We start from the raw sequence: 23,567 nt of genomic DNA on the forward strand, positions 1-23,567 counted from the left end.
GGGTCAGCCGCGGCACTTTTGGCAGTACTGGTCCGCGCTCCCCTTCAATTCGCAGCCGCAGCGTGCGCAGGCGTTGTCCCATTCTGGGTGGCCGGCATCTGCGGCTCTTTTTTTCGCCTCCAGCCGCCTCACCTCAGCCTCCATCTCCTCGTTGTACTGGTCTTCGAACACGGCATCTCCTTGGCTTTTAAAAAGGGAACATCATGCGACGCGAAGCGGGAGGGCATTGTCCGCGCCCTTCCCGCTTCGCGAGATGCTGTCGGTTTGCAGTCTATAACCCCCCTTCCCTATAAGGAGAGGGTCGGGGTGAGGGTGACGCCGACTACTTCACCCGCTCGAAGCAGACAGCTCCGTCGGTGCCGCTTTTGTTGCCGGTCGTATACTCGGAGACGTAGATCAACTTCCAGCCGTCGTACTTGGCAAACGCGCTCTGCATTTCCGAATGGTCCCTCATGTCGACGCGCTCGCAGCGGGTCTGGACGCCGGCACCCTTTTCGCCGGTATCCCATTTCACAGCGGTAATGTTGGCAGGTTGGCATGCAGCAAGCAGAACAGTCGACAGAAGTGAAACAGCCATGAGTTTCTTCATCGTTCCTCCAGAATAAGTGTGATGCAGCAAACTATCTCATCTGTATACAACTGTCAATATATCCGGGTTAGTCCAACGTCCGCGAGTAGCAGATACAATGTCGCAACGCTCGTGACAAAAGCAAAAGGGCCAAACCCTTTCGGGTTAGGCCCTTGATTCATAGATGGTGCCGGAGGTCGGAATCGAACCGACACGGGTTGCCCCGCTGGATTTTGAGTCCAGTGCGTCTACCAGTTTCACCACTCCGGCTTTTGAACACTGCCAGTGTTAAGAGAACATCCTTATACCAACAAAGGAGGACCGGGTCAAGTAACTTTACAGTTTTCTTGGGCAATACGTGTATCATAGCTGGCAACAGCTGCACGAGCTTCAGTAAATGACGCCGTCTGTCTTGGTCTGCTACTGAACCTGAAGCAAAAGTCCTTTTGCTATCTACACTTCCCGACAGTCACCGGCATCGACTATTCAGCCTGCCCCAAAATATCTTTTCACTCCCAATAAAAATGTTGACACCCGAAGCCCCGTTTGCTATAAACAGGACTCCTTAGATGGGGCTGTAGCTCAGTTGGGAGAGCGCTTGAATGGCATTCAAGAGGTCGTCAGTTCGATCCTGATCAGCTCCACCATCAATTACAAAGCGGTTAGCGAAAGCTGACCGCTTTTTTGTTTTTTCCTCCTGGCGACTGATCCTTCTCACCTCCGCCTGCTGGCGCTGCAACTGCCCTGGCTAATATCCCGTCATCTCCAGATAGCCGTAACCGCCTGTGCTCCCGCGCACTTCCACCGCCCCTTCCCAATAGCTGAAACCAGCTGCCAACTCCTGGTCGGCCAGTAGCGGCGCTACCTCGATGTCTATTCCTTGGGATGGTATCCTCATGCGCCAGCCGGAGGGGTAGCTGGCGCCGCTCTTCGGGCTGGTCCAGCGTCCCATCGGCCCAAGCTGCACCTCCTCGCGCTTAAGGTGCCGTGAGCTGCCGTTTGCCTCTACAAAAGTACCGGCCGAAAAGGGATCGCTGCTGCCGTCGCGCCTGCGCAACTGGTAGTACATGATGTCCCGGCCGTCGGCTAGGTGCAGCGCGAACCAGTCCCAGCCGGCCTGATCCTTGTCCAGGGCGCTGGTGCTCCATTCGCGGTCGAGCCAGGAGACCCCCGAGACCTTGAAGGCGTCCCCGCCGACCCGGACGGTCCCGGAAGTGGCAAGGCGCGGGATGCTGTAGTAATAGGAAGCGTTTCCGGAAGCTCCGCTTTTTCGGCTGAGCCCCCCTTCCCCGTTGAGTATCACCGGCTTCACGCTTGAGAGGTCGAGGTCGATGGCAAGGTCTCCCTGTGCGGCGGCCAGCTTGACGCTCCAGGGCTGCGCCGCGGTCTCCTGGGCCGACCACTCTTCCAGGCGCACGGCAAGTGGACTCCCCCCGGCAGCGGCAAGACCAAGAGCTGCGCGGCTGAAACGCTCTGCGAAACGGAAGCGCTTCCCTTCCACGTCGGTCACGGCGAAATGGGCCATGAAGACCTCGTTGGTCCCCCAGGCTGACTCCCTCTTTGCCGGGTGCGGCGTGAGTGCCGATCTGAAGAAGGTGAGCTGGTAGCCGAAACGGCGCCCGCCGGCGGCGGTCAGGTTTCCGGTGAAGTACCACCACTCGTTCCTGAACCCGTCGTGCGGTCCGTGGTCCGCGGGGAAGCTGAAGCGCCTTGGCGCCTCAGCCCTCTTGAACCCCTCCGCCGCGCTCCCCCCCAAAGCCTCGTTCAGGCTGTAGGTTTTCTCCGCCTCAGGCGCACTCCCCTTGCGGAAGTAGAGATAGCCCAGCACCGACAGGGCGATTAAGAAAGAGGCAAGGACCAGATGGAGTCGGCGCATGCTAATCCTCCTCCTTAAGGGCCAGCGCGGGGGAGGTGCGGGCGATCCTGAGCGAAGGGTAGATCCCGGCCAGGAGCGCCGCCGCCACGGACAGGATCACGGCCTGCAGCAGGTAGGCCGGGTCGATGGAGAGCTGCATGGTCCAGCCGAAAGAGCGCAGGTTCACCACGTAAATGAGGACCAGCGCCTCCAGGATGCCGAGAGGAAGCGACAGCACCCCGCCGATGAGCCCTATCAGGAACGTCTCGCCGCAGACCACCCCCCAGACCTGCCCCGGCGTGAGCCCCACCGCCCGCAGCACGGCAAGCTCCCTCGCACGCTCCACCTGCATGGCCATGAGGGCGGAGAGAATCCCGACGAAGGCGACCAGCATGGTGAGCATCCGCAAAACCGAGGTTATGGCGAAGGTGCGGTCGAAGATCTCGACCGTCGCCCGGCGCAGTTCCGCATTGGAGATGACGTTGATCCTTTCCCCCCCTGCCCTTTTCCGGATCTCTTCCATCAGGGCCGGGACGCTCTGGCCGGCCCCGGCGGTGAAGGACATCCCGTCCACCGAGGGGTCGTCGAAATTTTCCAGGTACCCCTTGCGGCTCATGATCACGATGCCGGTGTCGGTGCCGTAGTCGTAGATGATGGCCGAGACGGGGAAGCGCTTCACCCCGAACCGGGTACGCAGCTCGACCTGGTCACCCACGCGCACCCGGTGGCGGTAGCTGTAAGGCTCTGAGACCAGCACGGATTCCCCCTCGCTGAAGCTCTTCCAGGCGTAGCGGGGATTCCCGGTCTTGAAGGGATAGCGGTAGAAGGTAGCCTCCGGCACTTGAACGGAAAATATCTCGGTCGCCCCGCCTGCCCCTTCGAGAGAGACGCGCCTGGAAAGGGTGATGCCAGCTGTCCCCGGCAAGGCGGCGAGACGCCGCACCAGGGCCTGATCCAGGGGCGGACGGTAGCGCCCACCGCTTTTGTCCGCCGAGGTGACGTAGACGTCGGCCTGCAGCCAGTTAGCCAGCCAGTTCTGGACGGTCAGGCGAAAGCCTCCCACCATGATCCCGACCCCGATCCCTGCGGAGACGGCAACAACCAGCGCGGCAGTAGCGACCCCGGTCCGCGAAAGCGAGACCGCCACCCCCCGGGCCGCCATCTTCCCTATCGACCCCGCGAGCTTACCCATCACCGGGCGGAGTACCCGGGCAAAAGCAAGCACCGCAGTGGGAACCAGCAAGGTATAACCGACGATGACTGCGAAGAGTCCTACGAACCCTCCCGCCACACCTCCCAGCGGATAAAGGAAAAGCCAGGAACCTGCCAGCATCAGCAAAGTGCCGCCAAAAGCTGCTATCGGCACCAGCTTCCTGTGGCGCGCTTCGATCACGGAACGGGACAATACGGCTCGGGGCGGCGCGCTGGTCGCCTCCAGAGCGGCGGGGAAGGCCGCGACGACCGTAGCCCCCACGCCGAGAAAGGCACCTTTCCACAGGGCCAACGGCAGCAAAGAGACCTTGCGCACCTCCATCACGAAGTACAGGTCGTTGATGGTCCTGGTCACCAGGCGGGTCAGTTCGCTTCCAAGGAGCTCGCCGCAGAAAAGTCCGGCCACGGTGCCGGCGACGCCGATAAAGAGGGCCTCGGCGCAGATCATCAGGAAGATCTCCCTGCGGCTCACGCCGAGAGCCCTAAGCATGCCGATCAGGCGCCTTCTGCGGATCACTGAGAAGGTCATGGTGTTGTAGATGAGGAACATGCCGACCACGAGCGCGAGGAGGCTCAGGGCAGTGAGGTTGAGGCGGAAGGCGCGGGTCATCTTCTCCATCGCGCCTGCACGGGCGCCGGCGGAAACGATACTCGCCTCCGGTGGGAGCGCAGCTTGAAGCTGCCTCAACCTGGCCTCTCCTTCCCTGCCATCGGGGAGGACCAGGTCGATGCTGGAGAGGCGCCCTATTCGGTTGAGGATCTCCTGCGCGGTGCTGATGTCGCTCACCAGCACTGAAGCCAGGGCGACCCCGCTTACCTCGTCGGGCGGCTCCAGGTACCCAGCCAGGGTCAGTTGGCGTGTTGCACCGGCCACGTGCACGGCGAAACTTTGTCCGCGCGACACCCCGAGCTCGTTCGCGGTACGCCGCAGCATGAGGACCGTGCCGGGTTGCGCCACGAGCTTTGGCAGGATGTCCTTGTCGGAGAAGCGGGAGCTGAAGGAGCGGATGGGGGATTCGGAGAAGGGATCGACGCCGATGAGCTGGAAGGTCCTCCCCGGCTTGCCTGCGAGCTGCAGGCTTCCGGTCACAACCGGGGCTGCGGCCCGGAAACGGAGGTCGGCCTTGATGGTGCGGTAAAGCTGATCCGGCAGCCCCGCAGGCCCCCCGACGACCTGGTGCGTGGCGCGACCGGCCACCGTTTCCGCGGCGATCCGGAAGGCGCGTTGGGCAGCCTCGTTGGCGTGGTCGACTGCGGTTACGACTGCGACGCCCAGCGCCACGCCCAGAACCGCCAGCACCGTGAGCCAGGGATGGCGAAGCACGTTGCGCACCCCTGCCCGCCAAAGGATCATGGCTGGACCCCGGCGCGGCGTCCGGCCTCGACCAAAAGGCCGTTCTCGATGGTGAGCACCCGGTCGGCAAGTGCGGCGACCTCGCCGCTGTGGGTGACCAGCACCAGCGTCGTCTCGCTGTTCCTTAAAAGCCGCTGGAAAAGGTCGAGCACCTGCCTCCCGGTCCCGGCGTCGAGGTTGCCGGTAGGCTCGTCGGCCAGCACCAGCTTGGGCCGGTGCACCAGGGCGCGGGCGACAGCGACGCGCTGCTGTTCCCCTCCGGAGAGGCGGTCCGGAAAGCTTGCCGCCCGGTCAGCGAGCCCCACTTGCTCCAGGAGGTCGCGCGCCAGTTCGTCGTGTCCGGGAGTGAGGAGTCCGGCAAGCTCCAGGGGGAGCAGTACGTTCTCGAGGACGGTCAAGGTGGGGATGAGGTTGTAGAACTGGAAGATGAAGCCGATGCTGGTGCGGCGGAACAGGGTCCGCTCGCGCTCGCTCTGGCGGTGCAGCGGCTGCCCGGCCACCCGTACCTCCCCGCTGTCGGGAAGGTCGATGCCGCTTATGAGGTTTAAAAGCGTGGACTTTCCGGAGCCGCTGCGTCCCAAAAGGAAGAGCCACTCCCCCTTTTCCACGGCAAGCGAGGCGTTGCGGAAAACGACCCGCTCCCGCTCCCCCTCCTGGAACGATTTGCACACACCCGTAAGCTGAACGACCGGCTCCGCCATGGAAATCCCTTCAATTACCAAGCTTATTCTGCAGTTCCATTTGCCGGTTATGTTCCATCCTCTTGGCGGCCAGGTAGCTGCTCTTGTCGTTTTCCTTCAGCTGCTTAGGGTACCTCGCAGTGAGGTCGTACCAGCGGCTGATGCGCTGCTCGAAGCGCTGGCTCTCGGGGTACTTCAGGGTGTCGAGGTAGGTCTGCAGGGCCAGGTAGTAGCGCATGGTGTTGCGTTCCACAGCCCCCCTCACCCCCTCGACCAAGTGCTGCTCCCCTCCCTTTTCCGTGACCTCGCTGAACCCGACCTTGCCGTGCCCCAAGGTGGAGAAATAACTGTTGATGGCAAGGCGCGCCATGGTCCCCTGGCTGTAGGTATAGCTGAAGTGCAAAAGCGTGCTGCCCGGACCCAGGGGGGAGGCCTGCAGCGCTATCCTGTGATCCTTGGTCCTGAAGGGCCCTTCCTCCGCCTCCAGTCTCACGTCAAGCCACCGCGGGGTCTGGGAGAGTACGGTGAAAGTGAATTTGAGCGGGAAAGCGTCTGAAGGGGGCTGGTAGTATTTCCTGCCGCTGTACAGAGTCACCTGCTGCGGCCGCGTGCTGGTCTTGAAGGTGCAGGCCTTGATGTTGAGATGAAGCGAGGTGATGTCGCACCAGCTCGCCGGGGACTGCAGCGCCTCCCGTGCCAGCTCGAATGGGTGCGGGACCACGCCGAACATGTCGACACGGACCCTCCCTTCTGAGTCGGTGGATTCCAGGTAGATGGGGGCACCGAACTGGTTTTTCTCCAGCTTGTCCCTTATCGAGGTGTATTTGGCTAAAAGGGCGCGTTCTGCATCGCTACCAGGATCTGCGGCGAAGCCGGCAGCGGAGGGGAATAATAGGGCCAGCCCAAGGAAACCGGCGACGATCCTCGTCGAGATGAACCTTACCATGGGTTCGCGTTTCATATGAAAACACCTCCGGGTCAGGCGTTGGGCCCCCTTTGCCGCTATCACCAGGCAACGCGTCCTTCGTGGTAACTACCGACCACATTGTCATCGTACCTGAGGCTTGGGTTTGGGAGCCAAGCAAGAGTATAGCGCCCGCGTTGCATCTGAACAGGGTTTCGAACAAGCGTCAGGAACCGGCCAGGGCGCATCCGGAGGATCGTGCTTCGGGGTAGCGGCCGGCAGAAGGCACTGCGATTTGGGTCAGGACAGGATTTAGGTGCGGCAGGTACGTGGATGTCGGCTCGGCCGGAACCCGTCAGGGGACGTCGTTGTATTCCGTGTCTCCAGCTTCGCCTACCGCGTCATCCCACGTGCTGAACAGTATGGCGAAGATCACCGGTCCGATGATAAGCCCCAAAATCCCCATCATCACGACGCCGCAAAGGGCGCCGACGACAACCGCCAGTACCGAGATATCGCTGGCGGCGCCGATGGCCAGCGGGCGTATGGCGTTGTCCGAGAAGCCGACGAAAAAAACGCACCAAAGGGCCAGCAAAACCGCGGTGAGGTAGGAGCCGTTGAGCGCGATCAGGGCCACCATCGGGACCCAGACGATGGCGGTGCCGACTACCGGTATCAGGGCGGCTATGGCGGTGAGCGCGGCGAAGAAGATCGGCGCCGGGACTCCCGCTACCCAGTACCCCAGGCCGGCGATCACGCCCTGGGTGCAGCAGGTAAGTATGGTGCCGACGGCAACGGCCGTGGTTATGGAGCGGATCTGGGTGGCGTAGTGCTGGGCCCTGCGCGGGTTGGGGGCGAGTTTCCCGATGCAGAGGGAAACGGCGCGCTCCCCGTCGCGGTAGATGAAGAAGAGCAGGAACAGGGCCACTATCAGGGTGAAGATGAAGTCGAAGAGGTTGCGCACCATGTTGGTGGCGGCGTTGAGGATCACGGACGAACCGCTGGAGGCTATCTTGCCGCCGATGTTGGCGAGGTCGATGCCGAAGCGCTGGATCAGCGCCATGACCCGGTCGTAAAAAGGTAGCTGGCTCAGGGCGCCGGAACTGGTCCTGGTGAGATCCTGGGCCATCTGCTCGAGTTGCCGGTACCATTCCGGCGCGTTGACGGCGGCGGTGATCACGAGCCCGGCCGCCGGAAGCACCAGGCAGACGGCGACCGCAAGGAGCATGAGACCGGAGGCGCGCCCTGGGCGGTCGGGGTGCCGTTTCAGGATGCGCTGGTAATGCGGCATGGTGGCGATGCCGATGATGAGCGCCCAGGCCAGCGGCTTCAGTATGGGAACGGCGAAAAGGACCAGCGCCGCTATCGCTGCGACGGTGAAAAAGGCTGCGACGACGCTGAGGTAGAGTTTTTTATCCATAGTCTCCCCCTGTAGCTGGAATGGCAAAGGATATCAGGATTGCCGCGGATGGCACGGGAAGTACCTGGTAGTAGCGCGAAAAAACTGACAAGGCAGGCGGCATTGCCGCACTGCCGGTGAGGTGGCCTTTAGCGAGGGGTCTCGATCTTGCGTCCCTTCTCGGGGGCGGCAGGGCGCTGTACCCCTTCAGGCTGCACGGACTGCTCGGTCTGGAACGGCTGACGGTTGTTGCGTTCGTTTTGAAGCGCCGGTGCCTCCTCCACCACCTTCCAATCCTTTCCCACCGGTGCGGAAAGTTCCTTCGGCTGGGCCACTTGTGGAGCGGACGGGTCGTGTGTCTGGTAAAGGGCGCAGCCGCTGGTAAATGAAAGGCAGGCGACAAGTATTGCTGGACCGGCGTATTTCATGACTCTTTTCTCCTCAGGCTTGGTCGCACCGAAAACTCTTTCCACTGGCAGGTGCAACTCTTCTTGATGACAACTGGTTTTAAGCATAGCAAGATATTTGAACAATTGACAGTTTCGAGTTTTAAAATACTGCTGCCGCCACCTGTTTATTCCAGTTATGACAGTTAAAGACCTTTGAAATCGGCAAGTGGGAGCACTTGCAGGCCGGTTAAATCAGGCCTCAGTATCGACTCTTCCACCGGCGCATTCAGCTGCGGCTCGTCGAAGACGATGCGCACCTTCGCGCCGTAGCGGTTCTGCACCTCTACCGATGTCGGGAAAGCCACCCCTTCGACCCCCTGGTACTCCCGGTAGAAGACCTGCTCACCCTCGCTGGACACCTTGCGCTCAACAAGGCCGTCTTGGTCGAAATGGTAGCGGACGCCCGAGATCTGCACCGTTTCGCCAGGGTTCGGCGCGGGGACCGGGAAAGGGACCGGCGCCATCACCCACTTGAGGAGTTCCACGCTCTTCAGGATGCTGTTCTCCGGGAGCTCAGAGACGAGCCCTGTATAGGCCAAGCGGCGGTCGGGGAGTATGCAGGTGAAGCGGTCGTTTTCGCTGAAGGCTTCCAGGACGGTCTGGCCGAAGGGGGTGAGCAGCGCCAGGTGAAAGAGCGACGGTGCCTGGTAGATCAGGTACCCGCGCCCGCCTGTGCTCTGCGCTCCGGCGCTGACGGTGATGGATATCGAGGACTGGACCGTCTGCACCGTGCGCCCCGGGACAAGTCCGGTGAGCGGTTTCGGGGCCGTGGCGCAGCCGGAAAGAAGCGCCGTGAGCAACAGGAGGCAAATCAACAATTTTCGAAGGGAGAAGGACACGCGTACCTCGCTAAAATGTAATGGTTTTCAGGGCTCGGCCTGAGCCATGTCGTGCGCCACGTACCTGCCGCAGACGAAGCAGAAAACCCCGGCAAGGGCCATCACCAGCGGCGTGGAGAGAAGCGCCGACCTAAGCCCCCACTGGTCGGAAAGCCACCCCAGCATGGACGGGGAGACGGCATCACCGAGGGCGTGGATGAAGAAGATGTTGACCGCGAAGGCCATGGCGCGCACCGAGGGGCGCGTCACGTTGATGATCACCGTGTTGAGCGGGCCGGTGTTCAGGAAAAGGAAAAACTCGGCGATGAAGATGGCGGCCATGCAGACGGGGAGCGCGGGCGCCATGATGGCCCAGGCGGCGAAGGGGGCGCCGATGAAGAACCCCCATCCTGAGACAAGGAGGTACCCCTTGGGGCTCTTTTTCTGCCAGCGGTCGCCGAGCCACCCCCCGGCGAGAGTCCCGAGGATCCCCGCCAGCACAGTGGTGGCACCGAAGAGCGTGTTGGCCTTCTCGACGTCCAGGGCATGGGCTCGGAACAGGAAGGTCGGGATCCACTGCGCCAGCCCTCCTATGGCGAAGGTCATGGCGGCCATGGCGAGGGTGTTGGTGACGAAGGCGCGGTTTCGGAAAAGCTGGAGGTAGGCCGCGATCCCCTTCTCCTTAGCGACCTCCTCGGCAGCCGGTTCCCCGCCGCGCTCCGGGGTGCGCAGAAAACAAAGCGGCAGCGCCAGGAGCATGCCCGGCAGGCCGACCATGAGGAAGGCGGCATGCCACCCGAACCGGTGCCCCAGGACGCCTCCCAGGAGGTATCCCATGGCGCTCCCGACCGGGATCGCCACGTAGAACCAGGAAAGGATCCGGCCGCGCTGATCCTTGGGGAAAAAGTCGGCGATGAGGCCTGGCGAGACGGTCCCGAAGCTCGCCTCCCCTACCCCGACTGTTGCCCGCGCAGCCAAAAGGGTGCGGTAGCCGGGCGCGAAGCCGGCAAGGACTGTGGCGAGGCTCCAGACCACTACGCCTGATGAGGCGAGCTTGACCCGGTCCCAGTGGTCCCCCAGCCAGCCGAAGACCGGGGCGATCACCATGTAGCTCAGCATGAAGGCGCTCCCCAAAAGTCCCAGTTCGGTGTCGCTGATGTTGAAGTCGGCCTTGATCAGGGGGAATACCGCGAAGAGGACCTGCCGGTCGATGTAGTTCAGCAGGTTCACGGCCAGGAGCAGCCCCAGCGCGTATCTTCGGTAGGTAAGAGAGATCTGTTCTGCCTGCATCCGATAACATCCTCCATAACTTCAACGGCTTCCATAACATCCGGGTGTGCCCCGGCTGGCGGGATTTCTAGAGCGCGGCCACGGCCTCGTGCGCCTTCCTGACGATCTCGGCGGGCTCCTCGAAGCGGAACTGCAGCGGCTCGCCGAAGGTGACGCTCACCCTCCCCCGCCGAGGCAGCCCCACCCGGTCCGGCGGCAGGATCTGGTCGGTGCCGCTGATCTTGACCGGCACCACCGGGACCCCAAGTTCCTTGACGATGACACCCAGCCCCGCCTGGAAGTCGTGCAGCTTCGCGTCACGCGAGTGCTCCCCTTCCGGGAAGATCAGGGTGTTGAGACCGTTGTCCGCAAGCTTTCCCATGAAGCGCACGGCGCCGCTGAACCCGCTGGTCTGCGGCAGCGGGAACAGGTTGAGGAACAGGGTGCCGTACTCGTAGGTCAAAAGCTTCCACAGGCGGACCATGCCGCGGTCGGGGCCGAAGAAGAACTCCTCATAGGCGGCGGTGGCGGTGCGGTAGCGGATTCTCCTTGGGAGCGAGAACATCAGCGACGGCTGGTCGAAGTACCCCAGGTGGTTCGAGACGAAGACGACCGGCCCCTGCACCGCTTCCAGGCGCTCCGCGCCGCGCACCTCCAGCGTCGCGAAGAGACGGTACAAAGGGTAGTTCAAAAGAGCGTCGGCAGCCATGCGCAGGGCGCGCACCGCCGGCGTGTTGGTCCAGAACCGGTAATGGCCTCGGTGCCCGGCCTTCTCGCGCCGGGAGATGATGCGGCGCAGGTCGGCCACCTTGGTCTGCGGACCGATCTGGGAATCCTCGATGTCCATCCGGTATTCCTGCTCCAGGTAGTTGACCAGTTCCAAGCGCCCTATCGAGGTGAGGCCTAGGTCGGCCACGAGGAACGACTCTTCCTTTATCTCGGCAGCTGCAGTTCCGGTCACCTTGGCCAGGAGATTTATGAGGTGATCCTTCCCCGGCCCGGATGCGTCGGTGGCTGCCCCCTTTTTCACGTGCTCCTTCACCTGGAATTTCTTGACCTTGAGCGTCGTGGTCTTCGGGAACTCCGGTTCGTCCCAGAGCGTGTAGCCGGTTATCTGGTGCATGGCGTCCAGCTGGGCGTTCGCCCGCGAGAGGATCTCCTCTGGCCTTGGTGCCTGCTCGTCCAGCAGCAGTACCGCGTGCACCTCCTCGCCCGCCCCCCGGTCCAGCCCGATGACGCAGGACTCCTTAACCCCTGTCACCTTGTTGAGCACAGCCTCCAGTTCGTCCGGGTAGACGTTCACGCCGCCGCCGGTGACGATGAGCTCCTTCTCGCGCCCCTTGATGCTGAGCCAGCCGTCCGGAGCTATCTCCCCCAGGTCCCCGGTCTTGAACCACCCCTCGGCGTTGAACGCGCCCCGGGTCGCCTCCTCGTTTTGGTAGTAGCCCGGAAAGACGTTGTCGCCGCGCACCACCACCTCTTTTCCGTCAAGCCTCAGCTCCACTCCGGGAAGCGGCGGCCCCACCGAACCCGCCACCTGCCGCTCCACTGTGTTGACGCAGAGAACGGGGGAGCACTCGGTAAGGCCGTACCCTTCGAGGACGGTGAACCCCATGGAGTCCCAGAAGCGGAAGACGTCGGGGTCGAGCGGCGCGCCGCCTGATACGAAGACGGTGAAGTTTTTGCCGAACTTTCGCTGCACCGGGAAGAAGAGCTTGGCCCGCTGCGGCTTGGAGAGACCCTGCGCGACCCCGGTGAGCGAGGCGAAGACCTTGCCCAGACCCTTTTCCGCCAGCTCGCGCTCGATCGTGCTCTTCAAAAGCTGCATCAGGCGCGGCACGGACATGATGACGTAGATGTCCTCCTCGCTCAAAGCCTCCATGATGGCCGAGGGCTTCAAGGTGCGGGGGTAGACCACGGCGGCCCCCTGGTAAAGCGGCGTGAAGAAGCCTCCCATCTGCTCGAACATGTGCGACAGCGGCAATAGCGACAGGAAGGTGAACTCCGGTGTGATGATCGGGACCTGCTCGTTGATCTGCTTGATGTTCGCGACCAGGTTCTTGTGGGTGAGGATCACACCCTTCGGGTTGCCGGTGGTGCCGGAGGTATAGATGAGCTGCGCCATGTCGTCCGGGGCGGGAGCGGCGGTGTCCGCAATCGGCTCAACCCCCTCCAGGAGGTACTGCAGGTCCTCGAGCAAGAGGCTCGGACCCTCGTCGATCCTCTCCGGCTTGAACCGGCTCTGCAGCACGATGCGGGCCTGGGTCAACTGGCGGATCGAGTCGGCCCGCCCGCGCTCCGACATGAAATCCACCGGAACCGCCACGGCGCCGCGCATGATGATCCCCCAGTAGGCGACCGCCCACCAGGAAGAGTTCGGCCCCCAGAGGAGCACCCGGTCTCCTGGGGCGACGCCCTGCCGGGCCAGAAGCGATGCCATCCTGAGGGAGAGGTCGTACAGTTCGCGATAGGAAACCGGCAGGCGCCTGACGCCGGTCCGGTTGACCAGGGCGACTTTGTCGCCGCGCTTGGCGAAGCTATGGAATAAATCAACCAGTGTCTGCATGGGATGCTCCCTATATCGATATTCGACCGGTCACTGGGGACACTATCTTGTGGAAGCAGCAATGGACAAGGCAGGCAAAATACTCCGTGACGCTCTCAAATCCTCGCTGTTCACGATGCAGCATTGTCACATGATCGGGGAGCTTTGGCAACCGGTTGCCCGTGGATGCTGAAAATAAAAAAACCGCCCCTTTTGAGGACGGCTTTTCTTATTGGTGGACCTGTATGATCAGGCTGTCTTGGCCTTGGCGCCGGCTTCCTTGGGAGGCTTAGGGGCCTTGGCTGGTTTTGCCGGCTTGACCGGAGCGGTCTTCTTCGCCTCGATGTTGGCCATGCGCACCCCGCGCGCCTTGGCAAGGTTGTCTGCCAGCCCGCGGTCCAGCGCCATCTTTCGCCTGGCGTCGGAATAGTTCTTCGCGGCGAGCGGCTGTTTCCCGGGTATTGAGAACTGTTTCTTGTACTCGCCCGGTTTCATGCCGTGCGCGGTGTTCAAGTGCCTTGCCAGGGTCTTGAAACCGCCCTTGCCGCAGAGCATGCAAACTACCTCGCCCTTCCTGAAGGCCTCTTTTACCGTCAAAGATGTCTTCGTTTCCTCTGATCCCTCTAAAGGCTCACCTGCTTCAAGGTTCTTGAGAGCAGTGTGAACTTTGCCGATCTCGAATATAAGCTGATCTGAGGTCATCGGAGTGCTTGACGCATGCGACGCTACAATCTGAGCTGCGATCTCTACCAAGGTTGCCATTGATTGTCCCTCCATAGAACATTATCTGCCTTGCCATAGTATTGGCAGGTAATTCCGCTTTGTCAATGAGGGTATTTGCTAAAAGTATCATTCATTGTCAATAGGAGTGGGTTTTATGTCAATGATTGGCTGGCTGAAGTCTCGAATGCGGCCTCAGGATTAAGTGTAAGAGACGAGGTACAGTCACGACGACTGCAAAACCTCAGAGCTAAAGTTGCCGGCTTAGCACCCGAATATATGAACAAGGCTGCTGCCTCCCATACCCTACTTGGTAACGGCAACTCCGGCAGCGGACATCAGCAAAAAAACCTATCCAACCCGTCAAGTTTACCGTTGACAGAAGTGCAGCGATTCAGTATTAATATGAACATTAAAAAGGAGCGGACGCTCCTGGACAAACAACTCAATAGCACTAACTTATCACGAGCGACCGAGGGACTGGCCCCATGACGTCGCGGCAACCTCCCGCAAGGGAAGGTGCCAAATCCAGCGGAGCGGCGACGCTCCGGAAGATAAGGAAGCGCGGACCTACTATAGAAAAGTCCCCTTCCGACCCCGGAAGGGGACTTTTTCCTATTGGAGGCAGAAAAAATGAAAATCGCGACCGAAGCAGCACAGATAGGCCTGCAGCGCGACACCCGCACCGGTGCGGTGACCGTCCCCATCTACCAGACCGCCACTTTCCGCCATCCAGGACTGGGACAGAGCACCGGCTACGACTACAGCAGATCCGGAAATCCGACCCGCCAGGCACTGGAGGAAGGGCTTGCCGCCCTGGAGGGGGGCTGCCGCGGCTTCGCCTACGCCTCCGGGATGGCCGCCATCACGAGCCTCATGTTCCTCTTCAAGCAGGGGGACCACCTTATCGTCACCGAGGACCTCTACGGCGGGAGCTACCGGCTTTTCGAGAAGCTGTTCCAGCAGTTCGGGCTCAGTTTCAGCTACGTCGACACGAGCGACGTTGAGCTGGTGCGCCAGGCCGTGAGGCCCAACACCAAGGCGCTCTTCGTCGAGTCCCTCACCAACCCGCTTTTGAAGGTGGCCGATGTGGAGCAACTGGCGGCCCTCTGCAAAGAGCGCGAGATGCTCTGCATCGTTGACAACACCTTCCTGACTCCGTACCTTTTGCGCTGTCTCGATCTGGGCGCCGACATCACCGTGTATTCCGGGAGCAAATACCTGGCCGGCCACAACGACACCGTCTGCGGACTGGTGGCGGTGAAGGACCCGGTGCTGGCCGAGCAGGTCTACTTCCATCAAAACGGCGCCGGCGCAGTCTTGGGGCCCCAGGATTCCTGGCTCACTGTGAGGGGAATCAAGACGCTCACCATCCGCCTGGACCGGCAACAGGAAAATGCGCTCGCCATAGCGCAGTGGCTGAGCCTCCACCCCCAGGTCGCCAAGGTGCACTACCCCGGCCTCCCCGACCACCCCGGCCATGAACTGATGAAAAGCCGCGGCAAAGGCTTCGGCGCCATGATCGCCTTCGAGGTGACCGAGCCGCACCTGGTCAATACGCTGTTGATGAAGACCCGCCTGATCTCCTTCGCCGAGAGCCTCGGCGGCGTCGAGAGCCTGATCACCTTCCCCGCGGTGCAGACCCACGCGGACATCGAGCCGGAGACGCTGAAGCGGCTCGGCATCAACCATTCACTGCTCCGCCTCTCGGTGGGGATCGAAGACAAGGACGACCTGGTCGCCGACCTGGCGCAGGCGTTCGCAGGAGGAGAACCGGAATGAAATTCGCGACCGAACTGATACACGGCACAGCCCCGATAGACCCGGAGCACGGCTCCCTGAGCCACCCTATCTACCTCAGCTCCACCTTCGCCCAGGACTCGATGGAGCACTTCGGAAAGTACGACTACTCCCGCTCGGGGAACCCGACCCGCGAGGCGCTGGAAGAGGCTGTGGCCGGGCTTGAGAAAGGGGCCGTGGGGCTTGCCTTCGCCTCCGGGATGGCCGCCATCTCCTCCACCCTGCTCATCTTCGCGCCGGGGGATCACCTGGTGGTCTGCGAGGACGTCTACGGCGGGACCTTCCGCGCCCTCACCACGGTGCTGAAAAATTGGGGCCTCAACGCCACTTTCGTCGACGCGACCGACACGGCAGCCATCGCTGCCGCGATCAGGCCAGAGACCAAGGCGCTCTATCTGGAGACCCCCTCCAACCCGCTGATCAAGATCACCGATCTCAAGGGTGCCGCGGCGCTCGCCAAGGAGAAGGGGATCCTCACCATCGTCGACAACACCTTTATGACGCCTTACCTGCAACGCCCGCTGGAGCTTGGGTGCGACATCGTGCTCCACAGCGGCACCAAGTTCCTGAACGGCCACTCCGACGTTCTCTGCGGCTTCGCCGTCGCCAAGGACCCGGCGGTCGGGCAGAGGATCCGTTTCATCCAGAACGCGTTCGGCGCAGTTCTCGGGCCGCAGGACTGCTGGCTGGTTTTACGTGGATTGAAGACCCTGAAGGTACGCATGGAAGAGCACCAGGCGAGCGCGAAGCTTATCGTCTCCTGGCTCAAGGAGCAAAAGGAAGTGGCGAAGATCTACTACCCCGGCCTTCCCGAGCACCCGGGGTACGAGATCCACAACGCGCAGTCCTCAGGCCCCGGTGCTGTCCTCTCCTTCGAACTATCGAGCTACGAGGTGACCAGGAAACTCCTGGAAGGGGTGAAGCTCTCCGCGTTCGCCGTGAGCCTGGGAGGGGTGGAAAGCATCCTCTCCTACCCCGCCAAGATGTCGCATGCCGCCATGCCCCCCGCCGAGCGCGAGGCAAGGGGGATCAAGGACACGCTGGTGCGTCTGTCGGTAGGCCTGGAGGATCCCGAGGACCTGATCGCCGACATGGAACGCTCTCTTAGATAAAAACCTGAAGCCGAAAGGCGGAACGCAGAGGTCCCAAAGGTCCATGGAGGTCACGGAGGTTTTGTAAGGGAACAAGCAGAACAAAGCTGTAACATGTTGGTTTTGTTCTAGTCTTTCCTCTGTGATCCTCTGTGGTGAGTGTCTTTCAGCATAAAAAAAGCCCGGGATCCCGGGCTTTTACTTTTTGTTCGCGTTATGTAGTTACCGCTTCACCTTTTCCACTTGAAGCTCACGGTCTTCACACCGGGTATCGCTTTCTGGAATACGGCCAGCCCCTCGTCGGTGATGCTGTTGCCGCTGCTGGTGAGCCCTTTGAGCCCCTGCAGCCCCTGCAGATACACCAGGCCCCGGTCGGAGATGGCGGTCTGGTACAAGTAGATCCTTTTCAAGTTGGTGAGGGATGAGATAGAGAGAAGGGCCGCGTCGGTCAACCCCTGGCCGCAGAGGTAGAGCTCCTCAAGCCCGCTCAGGTGCACGATGTTGTCGAGGTCCGAGTCGGTCACCTCGTACAGGAAGAGCGCCTGCAGGTCGTCCGCTTTCAACTGCTGCAAAAGCTTCAGGCTCGGCCCCGCTTCGTCCTTCACGTCCAGCCGCACCGCCTGGTCGACGTACACTTCCACCCTTCCCGCCGCAGGTCCAGCCTTCTTCCACTGGCTGAAGTCCGCCGAGGCAAGATCCCGGAAGTACAACGTTCCGCAAGAAAGTCCGTCGGGGAACTGGATGCTTCTTCTCACCCTGGTTCGCCCCGCCTCCTCACGCGCCTTTTCGCTTCTCAAGGCAACCAGCCTGCGCTGAGCCCGTGCGACGTTCATCTCAGCCGCCGCGATCATCTCGGCGAACAGGTCGCTCCCCTCCGCCAGGCTCTGGTCGACCCGCAGCTTGAAGCGGCAGACGTAGCTCGTCCTCAGGTTTTCCACCTGGGCGCTCAGATCGCGCACAGCCTGGGCCTCGACCGCTATCTCCCGCTTCACCCGCGCCAGCTCCGTCTTCACGTCGGGTGCCTCAGGCTGCCGCTCGGGGTGATGCCTTCTCCAGCTGCGCAGGATCTCCCTCAGGGCACGCGAATCCTCGTCCGCATACGCCTGGTTCGCCTTCAGCATCAATTCATGTCTCAGGCTACGGTTCCCGTCCCCCGCAAGGTCCGGGTGGATAGCCTTGGCGACTTCCCGGTAGAGCGCCTTGATGTCCTCTTCTTCCGCCTTCCAGACGCGGCCGCGAGATCCGGCACCGGCACCAGGCTTGAACGACTTGCCGTGGCCGTAGGTTTCCCGGTCCAGGTACTCCTCCTGGATCTCCGGATCGCTTACTGCACCTCCGCCGTTGAGACGAGCTATCTCCGCCTCCAGGCGCTCAAGCTCGGCCATGCGCAGCCCGAGGGTCGCCTGGTAGTTCTTCTCGAAACCGGCGATCTCCTCGCGCAGTTGCTGCAGTTCGGCCGATAGCTCCGCGTGCCGCGCACGCAGCGACGCAAGCTCGGCCTTCTTTTGCTCGAGTTCGATCTCTTCCGGTAGTTTTCCCTGAAAACAAGCCGTCATAGCGACCACACTATCAGCGATAATTTAACAGCATCAACTTATTTTCGCACACTAACACGCCGGAGGCTTCTATACAAAAGGATTTTCACCGGCTGAAGTGGAAACGACAGAAAATAGGTGCGAGGAGTTGCGGCAATGGGCGTCATCCATAAGGAAGACAGCAAGCCGTTGCAATAGACGAGAAGAAGTGGCGCCTTCGATACAGCATCGCTGGAAAGCTATGCCTAAAAAAGAATAAACATTGGAAAAACTCCCACCGCAGAGTCCTTGAAATGACGACCAAAAGCCATAAAGTTAACCTCGTTGCACCTGCGGAAAGGAGGGGTGGTAAGAGTCGCAGGCATATGGTCTGTAATTGCTTTTCACAGGTAGTCACTCTCAAGGAGGATTCTATGACAGAAGTTCTTTCCAAGAGGCAGGCGATCCTTGGCCTTCTGCTAGCCCTAATCATTGCGCTGCCGGGATGGGCGGCAGCACAGACATCTTTCGACCAGATCGTCGTCTTCGGTGACAGTCTTTCCGACCCGGGCAACGCCTTCATCTTTCAAGGAGCAGCGAACGTTCCACCCTATGACGCCCTCGACCCTTTCCTTGTCCCCACCATGTCCTACGCCAGAGGGGGGCATCATTTCAGCAACGGTCGCACCTGGGTGGAACAACTGGCACGACAGTTCGCGCTATCGAAAAACACGCGCCCGGCCTTCGCCGAACTAGGCCTCGATGCGACCAATTACGCGATCGGCGGAGCCAGGGCGCACGACAATGAGGAAGAAACGCTAGCCCCAACCTTCGAGGAGGTGGCAACCCTCTCCTACGAGGTCACCGCTTTCCTCCAGGTCTTCGGCTGGAACGCCCCGAAAAATGCGCTCTACGTGGTGGAATTCGGCAGCAACGACATCAGGGACGCGCTGGAGGCACAGGATCCCTCCATCGTCGAGAAGGCGGTGGCTTCGGTCCACAGGAACATCGTGTCGCTCATTGAAGCGGGCGCTGTCAAATTCCTGGTGTGCAACGCCCCGGACCTTTCCCTGACGCCGGCAGTCATAGCCATCGACAAGATGAGACCAGGAACCGCTGCCGGCGCGCGTGAGCTTTCAAGCTACTACAACTTACTCCTCAACCAACTGGTGGCTACGCTCAAGTCGCAGTACCCCGAGATCCTAGTTGTGCAGGTGGACTTTTTCGACATGCTCCTCGAAATCGTCAGCAATCCGACCGACTTTGGGCTGAGCTTCATCGACACCCCCTGCGTAACCCCGGGGGTGCCTCCCTTCACCTGCAGCAATCCTGACGACTACCTCTTCTGGGACGGAATTCACCCGACCCAGACGGTACATGCCATCATGGCCCAGCAGGCGCTGTCGGAGCTTGCTAAGTAACCGGCACAAAAAACCGGAGTCCCCCAAAGGAGGGCTCCGGTTCATGAAACCACGCCACGCCTAGCCATCTCGCTTTCGACGACGTACACAGCTCCCGGTAACTCGTCCGTTCCTAGGACCGGTGCTCGCGCACCATCCTGGTGAGCAGGCGATCAAGGGCGGAGGCGAAACGGTTGCGGTCGGTGAGGCCCAACTGCGCAGGCCCGCCTACCAGCACCCCGTCGGTCCGCAACTCAGCCATCAGGTTCCGGTAGGAAAGCCTTTCCCCCACATTCTCCTCGGTGTAGAGTTCGCCGCGGGGATCGAGCGCGACTCCCCCCTTCTCGACCACCCGCGCGGCGAGAGGGATGTCGGCAGTGATGACCAGGTCGCATGCCCCGGCATTTTCGGCTATGTAGTCGTCGGCGACGTCAAAGCCAGCCTTGACGCGCACGGAAGTCACCAGCGAGGTGTGCGCGCGGGAAAGGTCGGTGTTGGCCACCAGACACACAGGCACCTTCAAACGCTCGGAAGCGCGAAACACAATATCCTTTACCACCCTGGGACAGGCATCGGCGTCAATCCATATTTTCATTCTCTACTCCTGCGATCACTCCGGGCTTCCTCAAATGGGTGAAAAAATTCTCTCACCTGCAGCGCTGCACGCTACTACAGCACACCTGTCGTGTCAACGCAGCAGCTCGTACGCAATATATGAGTAGATTTTTTAATCGAAATTAAATTATAAGATTGACATGGTACAGGAGATGCTATATGTTGGCGCATCCGCGGATTCCCGGAACACTAACAAAGCAGTAAAATGGGAGAAGTAAGTAAATGGTAAACGGAACTGTGAAATGGTTTAACGACAGCAAGGGTTTTGGCTTTCTCGAGCAGGAAAATGGCGAGGACGTATTCGTACATTTCTCCGCTATCAACGGCGACGGCTTCAAATCCCTCACCGAAGGCGACAGCGTGACTTTCGAAATCGTAAAGGGACCGAAAGGGCTTCAGGCAGCCAACGTTTCCAGGGCTTAATCACATAGCGTAGAACTTTATCGAAGGCCCCGGAGGAATCCGGGGCCTTTTTTTTTGTACGCTTAACCACAAAAATCCCCCCTGTCCCCACTCCCGCCTTCGCGGATCGAAGCGCTACGGCGCGCAGACCCGTCGCAAAGGGGGGAACGTACCCCCCGCATGGTCCTTCGTTGAAAGATAACGCTTGCTCTACGGTGTTCCCCGACGAGCCTTTGCCAGACCCATTCGCTTCATGCGCCGCAGATGGGACACCCTTGCATGGAAAGGGGTTTTTCCAGGCGACATTCCCTAAGCAGAGCCTCGTCCTGAAATATCTCCCGGGTCGGCCCGTCCGCCCTCACCTCTCCGCCGCTCAACACCACGGTCCGCTCGCACAGATCCAGCACCAGGTCAAGATCATGACTGGTGACGATCTTGCTGTGCCGAAAATCCTTCAAAAGGTTGATCAATTGCCGGCGGGCGTACGGGTCCAGACCGTTACCCGGTTCATCCATCACCAGTATGTCGGGCGACATGGACAGAACGGTGGCGATGGCAACCCGCCGCTTCTCGCCGGCCGACAGGTGGTAAGGGGGCTTTCCCGCAAGGTGCAGCGCGTCGACCTGCCGCAGCGCATCGGTCACGCAGCGCTCCAGGTCTTCACCGCTCAGGCCGAGGTTCATCGGGCCGAAGGCCACGTCCTCGTACACGGTGGGCATGAAGAGCTGGTCGTCTGGGTCGTGGAATACCATCCCGACGGTACGCCTGATCTCGGCGAGAGTATCGCGCCTGACAGGGAGGTGGCCGACGCGAACTGAGCCTGAAGTGGGGAGCAGGTGCCCGTTCAGGTGCGCCAGAAGCGTCGACTTCCCCGCCCCGTTCGCCCCTATTACGGCGACCGATTCCCCGTGGGTGATGCGGATTGAGACGTCGCTTAGGGCCACCGTGCCGTCGGGATAGACATGGCGCAGGCGGTCCACTTCGAGTATGTGATGGCTCATGGCAGTGATCCTGTGAAGAGTGCGCCGACCGAGCCGGCGACGTTTGTGAGCCTCAAGGCAATGCACAGGGAGACCCAGAGGGAGAGGAAAGCGAGGTCGGCGACCCGCACGCGCTTCTTGACCGGCTCAGGAAAGGCTCCAGAGAATCCCCGCGCCAGCATCGCCATATGCAGGCGCTCGGCCCGGTGCCAGGTCCGTAGCAAAAGGTGGCCTATGAGCGAGGCGTAGCTTTTCAGCCCGGCTCCTTTCCTGCCGAAGCAGCGCAGTTCCCTGGCCTTGGCTGCCCGCGCGCCCTCTTCTGCCAGAACGAACAGGTAGCGGTAGAGAAACAGTAGCTGCAGCGCAAAGGGGCGCGGCATGCCGAGACGCTTCAGGGCGCTGCAGACAGCGGGAAAACCGGTGAGGGCGGTCAGCGAGAAAACTGCAGTTACGGTGAGGCCAGTTCGAAGGACGATGGAGGCGAAGGAAAGCCAGCCACCGGTAAGTTTCAGCGCACCTACTTGCAGCAGCACTTCGCGGTCGAAAAAGGGGTTGCAGATCCCTACGGCGATGGCGAAGGGGAGCACCAGCGCCACCTTTGCCAAGAGGTATTTGGCTGGCAGTTCCCCAACGACGATAAGGAACGTGGGGAAAATGATAAAAGGGATGAGGGCGGAGATCTGGTACCTGTCGAAGGAGACGACGCAGACGATGAAAAACAAGGTCGCGAGCACCTTCGCGCGGGCATCGAGCCGATGCAAAAAGGTGGTCCCGAACGCCAGTTGATCCAGCCGCTTCAAATCGAGCAGCGCGGCACTAATGGATGTCATGGTCCGGTCCAGGGAAGGGGTTGGCGTCAGGCATCTGGGCTAACCGCCCTTGCTCTTCCCCTTTTCAAGAGGAAGGCGGCGACGCAGACCAGGGCCAGGGTGAGGACGGTGCCGACGATGCCGGGAACGGCACTGGCGACAGCAGGCACACCAGAGGCGGCATTCGGCAGCGGACCGGACGCGCGCTTCACGGCGTAATCGGGAAACCAGGCGCTTTTTTCCTGAAGGCGGGCGAGAAACGCGTGCATCCCTTCCCCCGTGCCGGCAGCGACATCGGGGCGACCAGCCTTGGCGATGGACCATTCCAACCCGTCGGGGTTTTGAGAGGCCAGCTGGGAAAAGAAGCCGGAGGCGGCCAGTGCCAGGAACAGGAAGGCAGCCAAAACCGTTGAACGGGAACGCCCTGCGCTTCCCTCCGGCGCACGTTGAAGCAGTTCCGGTCGCGCCTTGCGCACAAAAGACAAGACGGCAACGGTGATCACCCCCTCGACCGCTCCGATGGCAAGGTGGATCGGCTGCATCAGCAACAGGAAACGCTCCAGGGGAAGCGAAGAGATCCCCGATAACCCCGTTTCCAGCACGACCGCCAGGGAGCCCAGCTGCAGCGACACCAGCGCCGAGGTCATAACGGCCAGGGTCTCGCGAATTCTCCCGGGCGAGCCGCTGGAAAGGCCGCGGTACAGGAATGGGTAGACCAGGAAGGAAGGGATGATGCCCAGGTTGAAGATGTTGCAGCCAAGCGCGAGGAGGCCGCCGTCGGCAAAAAATAGAGCCTGCACCACCAGCACGGAAGCGACGGTAAGGAAGGAGGCCCAGGGGCCGAGCAAAACCGCCAGCAGCAGCCCACCGCTCAGGTGCCCGCTGGAACCGGTTCCGGGAATGGAAAAGTTGATCATCTGGGAGGCAAAGAGGAAGGCTCCGAGCACCCCCATCAGGGGCGCCTGGCGATCGTCCTGCTCGCGGCGCAGCTTTGCAGAGCTGAGGGCGATGGTTCCTGCCGAGACAGCCCACATGGCCCCTCCCACCGCCGGGGATAGCAAAGCGTCTGCCATGTGCATGTTGTAATCTCCTCTCAACCCGCCGGAAACGGTAGCACGAATGTCATATAAGTAACACCGGAAGGTATACAAGAAGCTCAGAACAGTGTCAACGCAATATGAGG

The 23,567-nt window shown here is 61.2% G+C and carries 21 protein-coding genes, 2 tRNA genes and 1 riboswitch; of the genes, 5 read left to right on the forward strand and 18 right to left on the reverse strand.

Features of this window, described 5'->3' with window-relative positions; all coding sequences use genetic code 11:
* Positions 1-3: 3 nt before the first annotated feature.
* From GEOBRER4_RS10435 to GEOBRER4_RS10445, 3 genes are all read right to left on the reverse strand, one after another.
* The gene (locus GEOBRER4_RS10435; RefSeq protein WP_162843118.1) at positions 4-171 is read right to left on the reverse strand and encodes a hypothetical protein; all 168 of its coding nucleotides are present in this window, start codon (positions 169-171) and stop codon (positions 4-6) included.
* Positions 172-322: 151 nt separating this feature from the next.
* Positions 323-589, reverse strand: coding sequence for a hypothetical protein (locus tag GEOBRER4_RS10440; RefSeq protein ID WP_085812678.1), 267 nt, complete (start codon positions 587-589; stop codon positions 323-325).
* A gap of 164 nt (positions 590-753) precedes the next feature.
* A tRNA-Leu gene (locus GEOBRER4_RS10445) sits at positions 754-838 on the reverse strand.
* Positions 839-1,139: 301 nt separating this feature from the next.
* Here GEOBRER4_RS10445 and GEOBRER4_RS10450 point away from each other — a divergent pair.
* Positions 1,140-1,215 (forward strand) — tRNA-Ala (locus GEOBRER4_RS10450).
* 101 nt (positions 1,216-1,316) lie between these two features.
* On the opposite strand, the gene GEOBRER4_RS10455 is transcribed toward GEOBRER4_RS10450, so the two are convergent.
* The 10 genes from GEOBRER4_RS10455 to GEOBRER4_RS10500 all read right to left on the reverse strand — a co-directional run bounded on the left by GEOBRER4_RS10455 (position 1,317) and on the right by GEOBRER4_RS10500 (position 13,815).
* Positions 1,317-2,444 carry a lipocalin-like domain-containing protein gene (locus tag GEOBRER4_RS10455; protein ID WP_185242243.1) on the reverse strand — a complete coding sequence of 376 codons (1,128 nt, stop codon included), beginning with the start codon at positions 2,442-2,444 and terminating at the stop codon, positions 1,317-1,319.
* Between the two features lies 1 nt (position 2,445).
* Positions 2,446-4,989: an FtsX-like permease family protein gene (locus GEOBRER4_RS10460; RefSeq protein WP_185242244.1), complete on the reverse strand. Its 2,544-nt coding sequence runs from the start codon at positions 4,987-4,989 to the stop codon at positions 2,446-2,448.
* A complete protein-coding gene (locus tag GEOBRER4_RS10465) occupies positions 4,986-5,690 on the reverse strand; it encodes an ABC transporter ATP-binding protein (protein ID WP_185242245.1) in 705 nt (234 codons plus the stop codon). Before GEOBRER4_RS10465 ends, GEOBRER4_RS10460 begins: the two co-directional genes overlap by 4 nt.
* 10 nt (positions 5,691-5,700) lie before the next feature.
* Positions 5,701-6,630 carry a hypothetical protein gene (locus GEOBRER4_RS10470; RefSeq protein WP_185242246.1) on the reverse strand — a complete coding sequence of 310 codons (930 nt, stop codon included), beginning with the start codon at positions 6,628-6,630 and terminating at the stop codon, positions 5,701-5,703.
* A 298-nt stretch (positions 6,631-6,928) separates the two neighbouring features.
* On the reverse strand, positions 6,929-7,993 hold the full coding sequence (locus GEOBRER4_RS10475) for an AI-2E family transporter (protein ID WP_185242247.1): 1,065 nt from the start codon (positions 7,991-7,993) through the stop codon (positions 6,929-6,931).
* A 128-nt stretch (positions 7,994-8,121) separates the two neighbouring features.
* Positions 8,122-8,400, reverse strand: coding sequence for a hypothetical protein (locus tag GEOBRER4_RS10480; protein ID WP_185242248.1), 279 nt, complete (start codon positions 8,398-8,400; stop codon positions 8,122-8,124).
* A 164-nt stretch (positions 8,401-8,564) separates the two neighbouring features.
* The gene (locus GEOBRER4_RS10485; RefSeq protein ID WP_226377760.1) at positions 8,565-9,236 is read right to left on the reverse strand and encodes an outer membrane lipoprotein LolB; all 672 of its coding nucleotides are present in this window, start codon (positions 9,234-9,236) and stop codon (positions 8,565-8,567) included.
* A 51-nt stretch (positions 9,237-9,287) separates the two neighbouring features.
* Positions 9,288-10,529: a spinster family MFS transporter gene (locus GEOBRER4_RS10490; protein ID WP_185242250.1), complete on the reverse strand. Its 1,242-nt coding sequence runs from the start codon at positions 10,527-10,529 to the stop codon at positions 9,288-9,290.
* 67 nt (positions 10,530-10,596) lie between these two features.
* On the reverse strand, positions 10,597-13,074 hold the full coding sequence (locus GEOBRER4_RS10495) for an AMP-binding protein (protein ID WP_185242251.1): 2,478 nt from the start codon (positions 13,072-13,074) through the stop codon (positions 10,597-10,599).
* 228 nt (positions 13,075-13,302) lie between these two features.
* Entirely contained in the window at positions 13,303-13,815 is a 513-nt protein-coding gene (locus tag GEOBRER4_RS10500; RefSeq protein WP_085812668.1) for a MucR family transcriptional regulator, read from the reverse strand.
* A 414-nt stretch (positions 13,816-14,229) separates the two neighbouring features.
* Positions 14,230-14,334, forward strand: a riboswitch (SAM riboswitch).
* Positions 14,335-14,406: 72 nt separating this feature from the next.
* Between GEOBRER4_RS10500 and GEOBRER4_RS10505 the strand changes: the two genes are divergently transcribed.
* Together GEOBRER4_RS10505 and GEOBRER4_RS10510 are read left to right on the forward strand one after the other, a co-directional pair.
* On the forward strand, positions 14,407-15,555 hold the full coding sequence (locus GEOBRER4_RS10505) for a trans-sulfuration enzyme family protein (protein ID WP_185242252.1): 1,149 nt from the start codon (positions 14,407-14,409) through the stop codon (positions 15,553-15,555).
* On the forward strand, positions 15,552-16,685 hold the full coding sequence (locus tag GEOBRER4_RS10510) for a trans-sulfuration enzyme family protein (RefSeq protein ID WP_185242253.1): 1,134 nt from the start codon (positions 15,552-15,554) through the stop codon (positions 16,683-16,685). Before GEOBRER4_RS10505 ends, GEOBRER4_RS10510 begins: the two co-directional genes overlap by 4 nt.
* 209 nt (positions 16,686-16,894) lie before the next feature.
* Here the strand turns inward: GEOBRER4_RS10510 and GEOBRER4_RS10515 are convergent, their stop codons facing one another.
* Positions 16,895-18,220, reverse strand: a complete 1,326-nt coding sequence (locus GEOBRER4_RS10515; RefSeq protein WP_185242254.1) for a molecular chaperone DnaJ — start codon at positions 18,218-18,220, stop codon at positions 16,895-16,897.
* A gap of 392 nt (positions 18,221-18,612) precedes the next feature.
* On the opposite strand from GEOBRER4_RS10515, the gene GEOBRER4_RS10520 reads away from it, so the two are divergent.
* Complete coding sequence (locus GEOBRER4_RS10520) at positions 18,613-19,599, forward strand: SGNH/GDSL hydrolase family protein (RefSeq protein WP_185242255.1); 987 nt, start codon at positions 18,613-18,615, stop codon at positions 19,597-19,599.
* A gap of 112 nt (positions 19,600-19,711) precedes the next feature.
* Here the strand turns inward: GEOBRER4_RS10520 and GEOBRER4_RS10525 are convergent, their stop codons facing one another.
* Entirely contained in the window at positions 19,712-20,173 is a 462-nt protein-coding gene (locus GEOBRER4_RS10525) for a YaiI/YqxD family protein (protein ID WP_185242256.1), read from the reverse strand.
* Positions 20,174-20,415: 242 nt separating this feature from the next.
* On the opposite strand from GEOBRER4_RS10525, the gene GEOBRER4_RS10530 reads away from it, so the two are divergent.
* Positions 20,416-20,616, forward strand: a complete 201-nt coding sequence (locus GEOBRER4_RS10530; RefSeq protein WP_012530655.1) for a cold-shock protein — start codon at positions 20,416-20,418, stop codon at positions 20,614-20,616.
* A gap of 230 nt (positions 20,617-20,846) precedes the next feature.
* Here GEOBRER4_RS10530 and GEOBRER4_RS10535 read toward each other — a convergent pair whose 3' ends face one another.
* The 3 genes from GEOBRER4_RS10535 to GEOBRER4_RS10545 are packed head-to-tail and all read right to left on the reverse strand — an operon-like array spanning position 20,847 to position 23,463.
* Complete coding sequence (locus GEOBRER4_RS10535; RefSeq protein ID WP_185242257.1) at positions 20,847-21,596, reverse strand: energy-coupling factor ABC transporter ATP-binding protein; 750 nt, start codon at positions 21,594-21,596, stop codon at positions 20,847-20,849.
* Positions 21,593-22,405 (reverse strand): cobalt ECF transporter T component CbiQ, encoded by an 813-nt coding sequence (gene cbiQ, locus GEOBRER4_RS10540; protein WP_185242258.1) that lies wholly within the window; start codon positions 22,403-22,405, stop codon positions 21,593-21,595. The genes GEOBRER4_RS10535 and cbiQ overlap by 4 nt, the downstream gene beginning before the upstream one ends.
* A gap of 26 nt (positions 22,406-22,431) precedes the next feature.
* Positions 22,432-23,463, reverse strand: coding sequence for an energy-coupling factor ABC transporter permease (locus GEOBRER4_RS10545; protein ID WP_185242259.1), 1,032 nt, complete (start codon positions 23,461-23,463; stop codon positions 22,432-22,434).
* Between the last annotated feature and the right edge of the window lie 104 nt (positions 23,464-23,567).

This window comes from Citrifermentans bremense, from assembly GCF_014218275.1.
Classification (GTDB): Bacteria; Desulfobacterota; Desulfuromonadia; order Geobacterales; family Geobacteraceae; genus Geomonas; species Geomonas pelophila.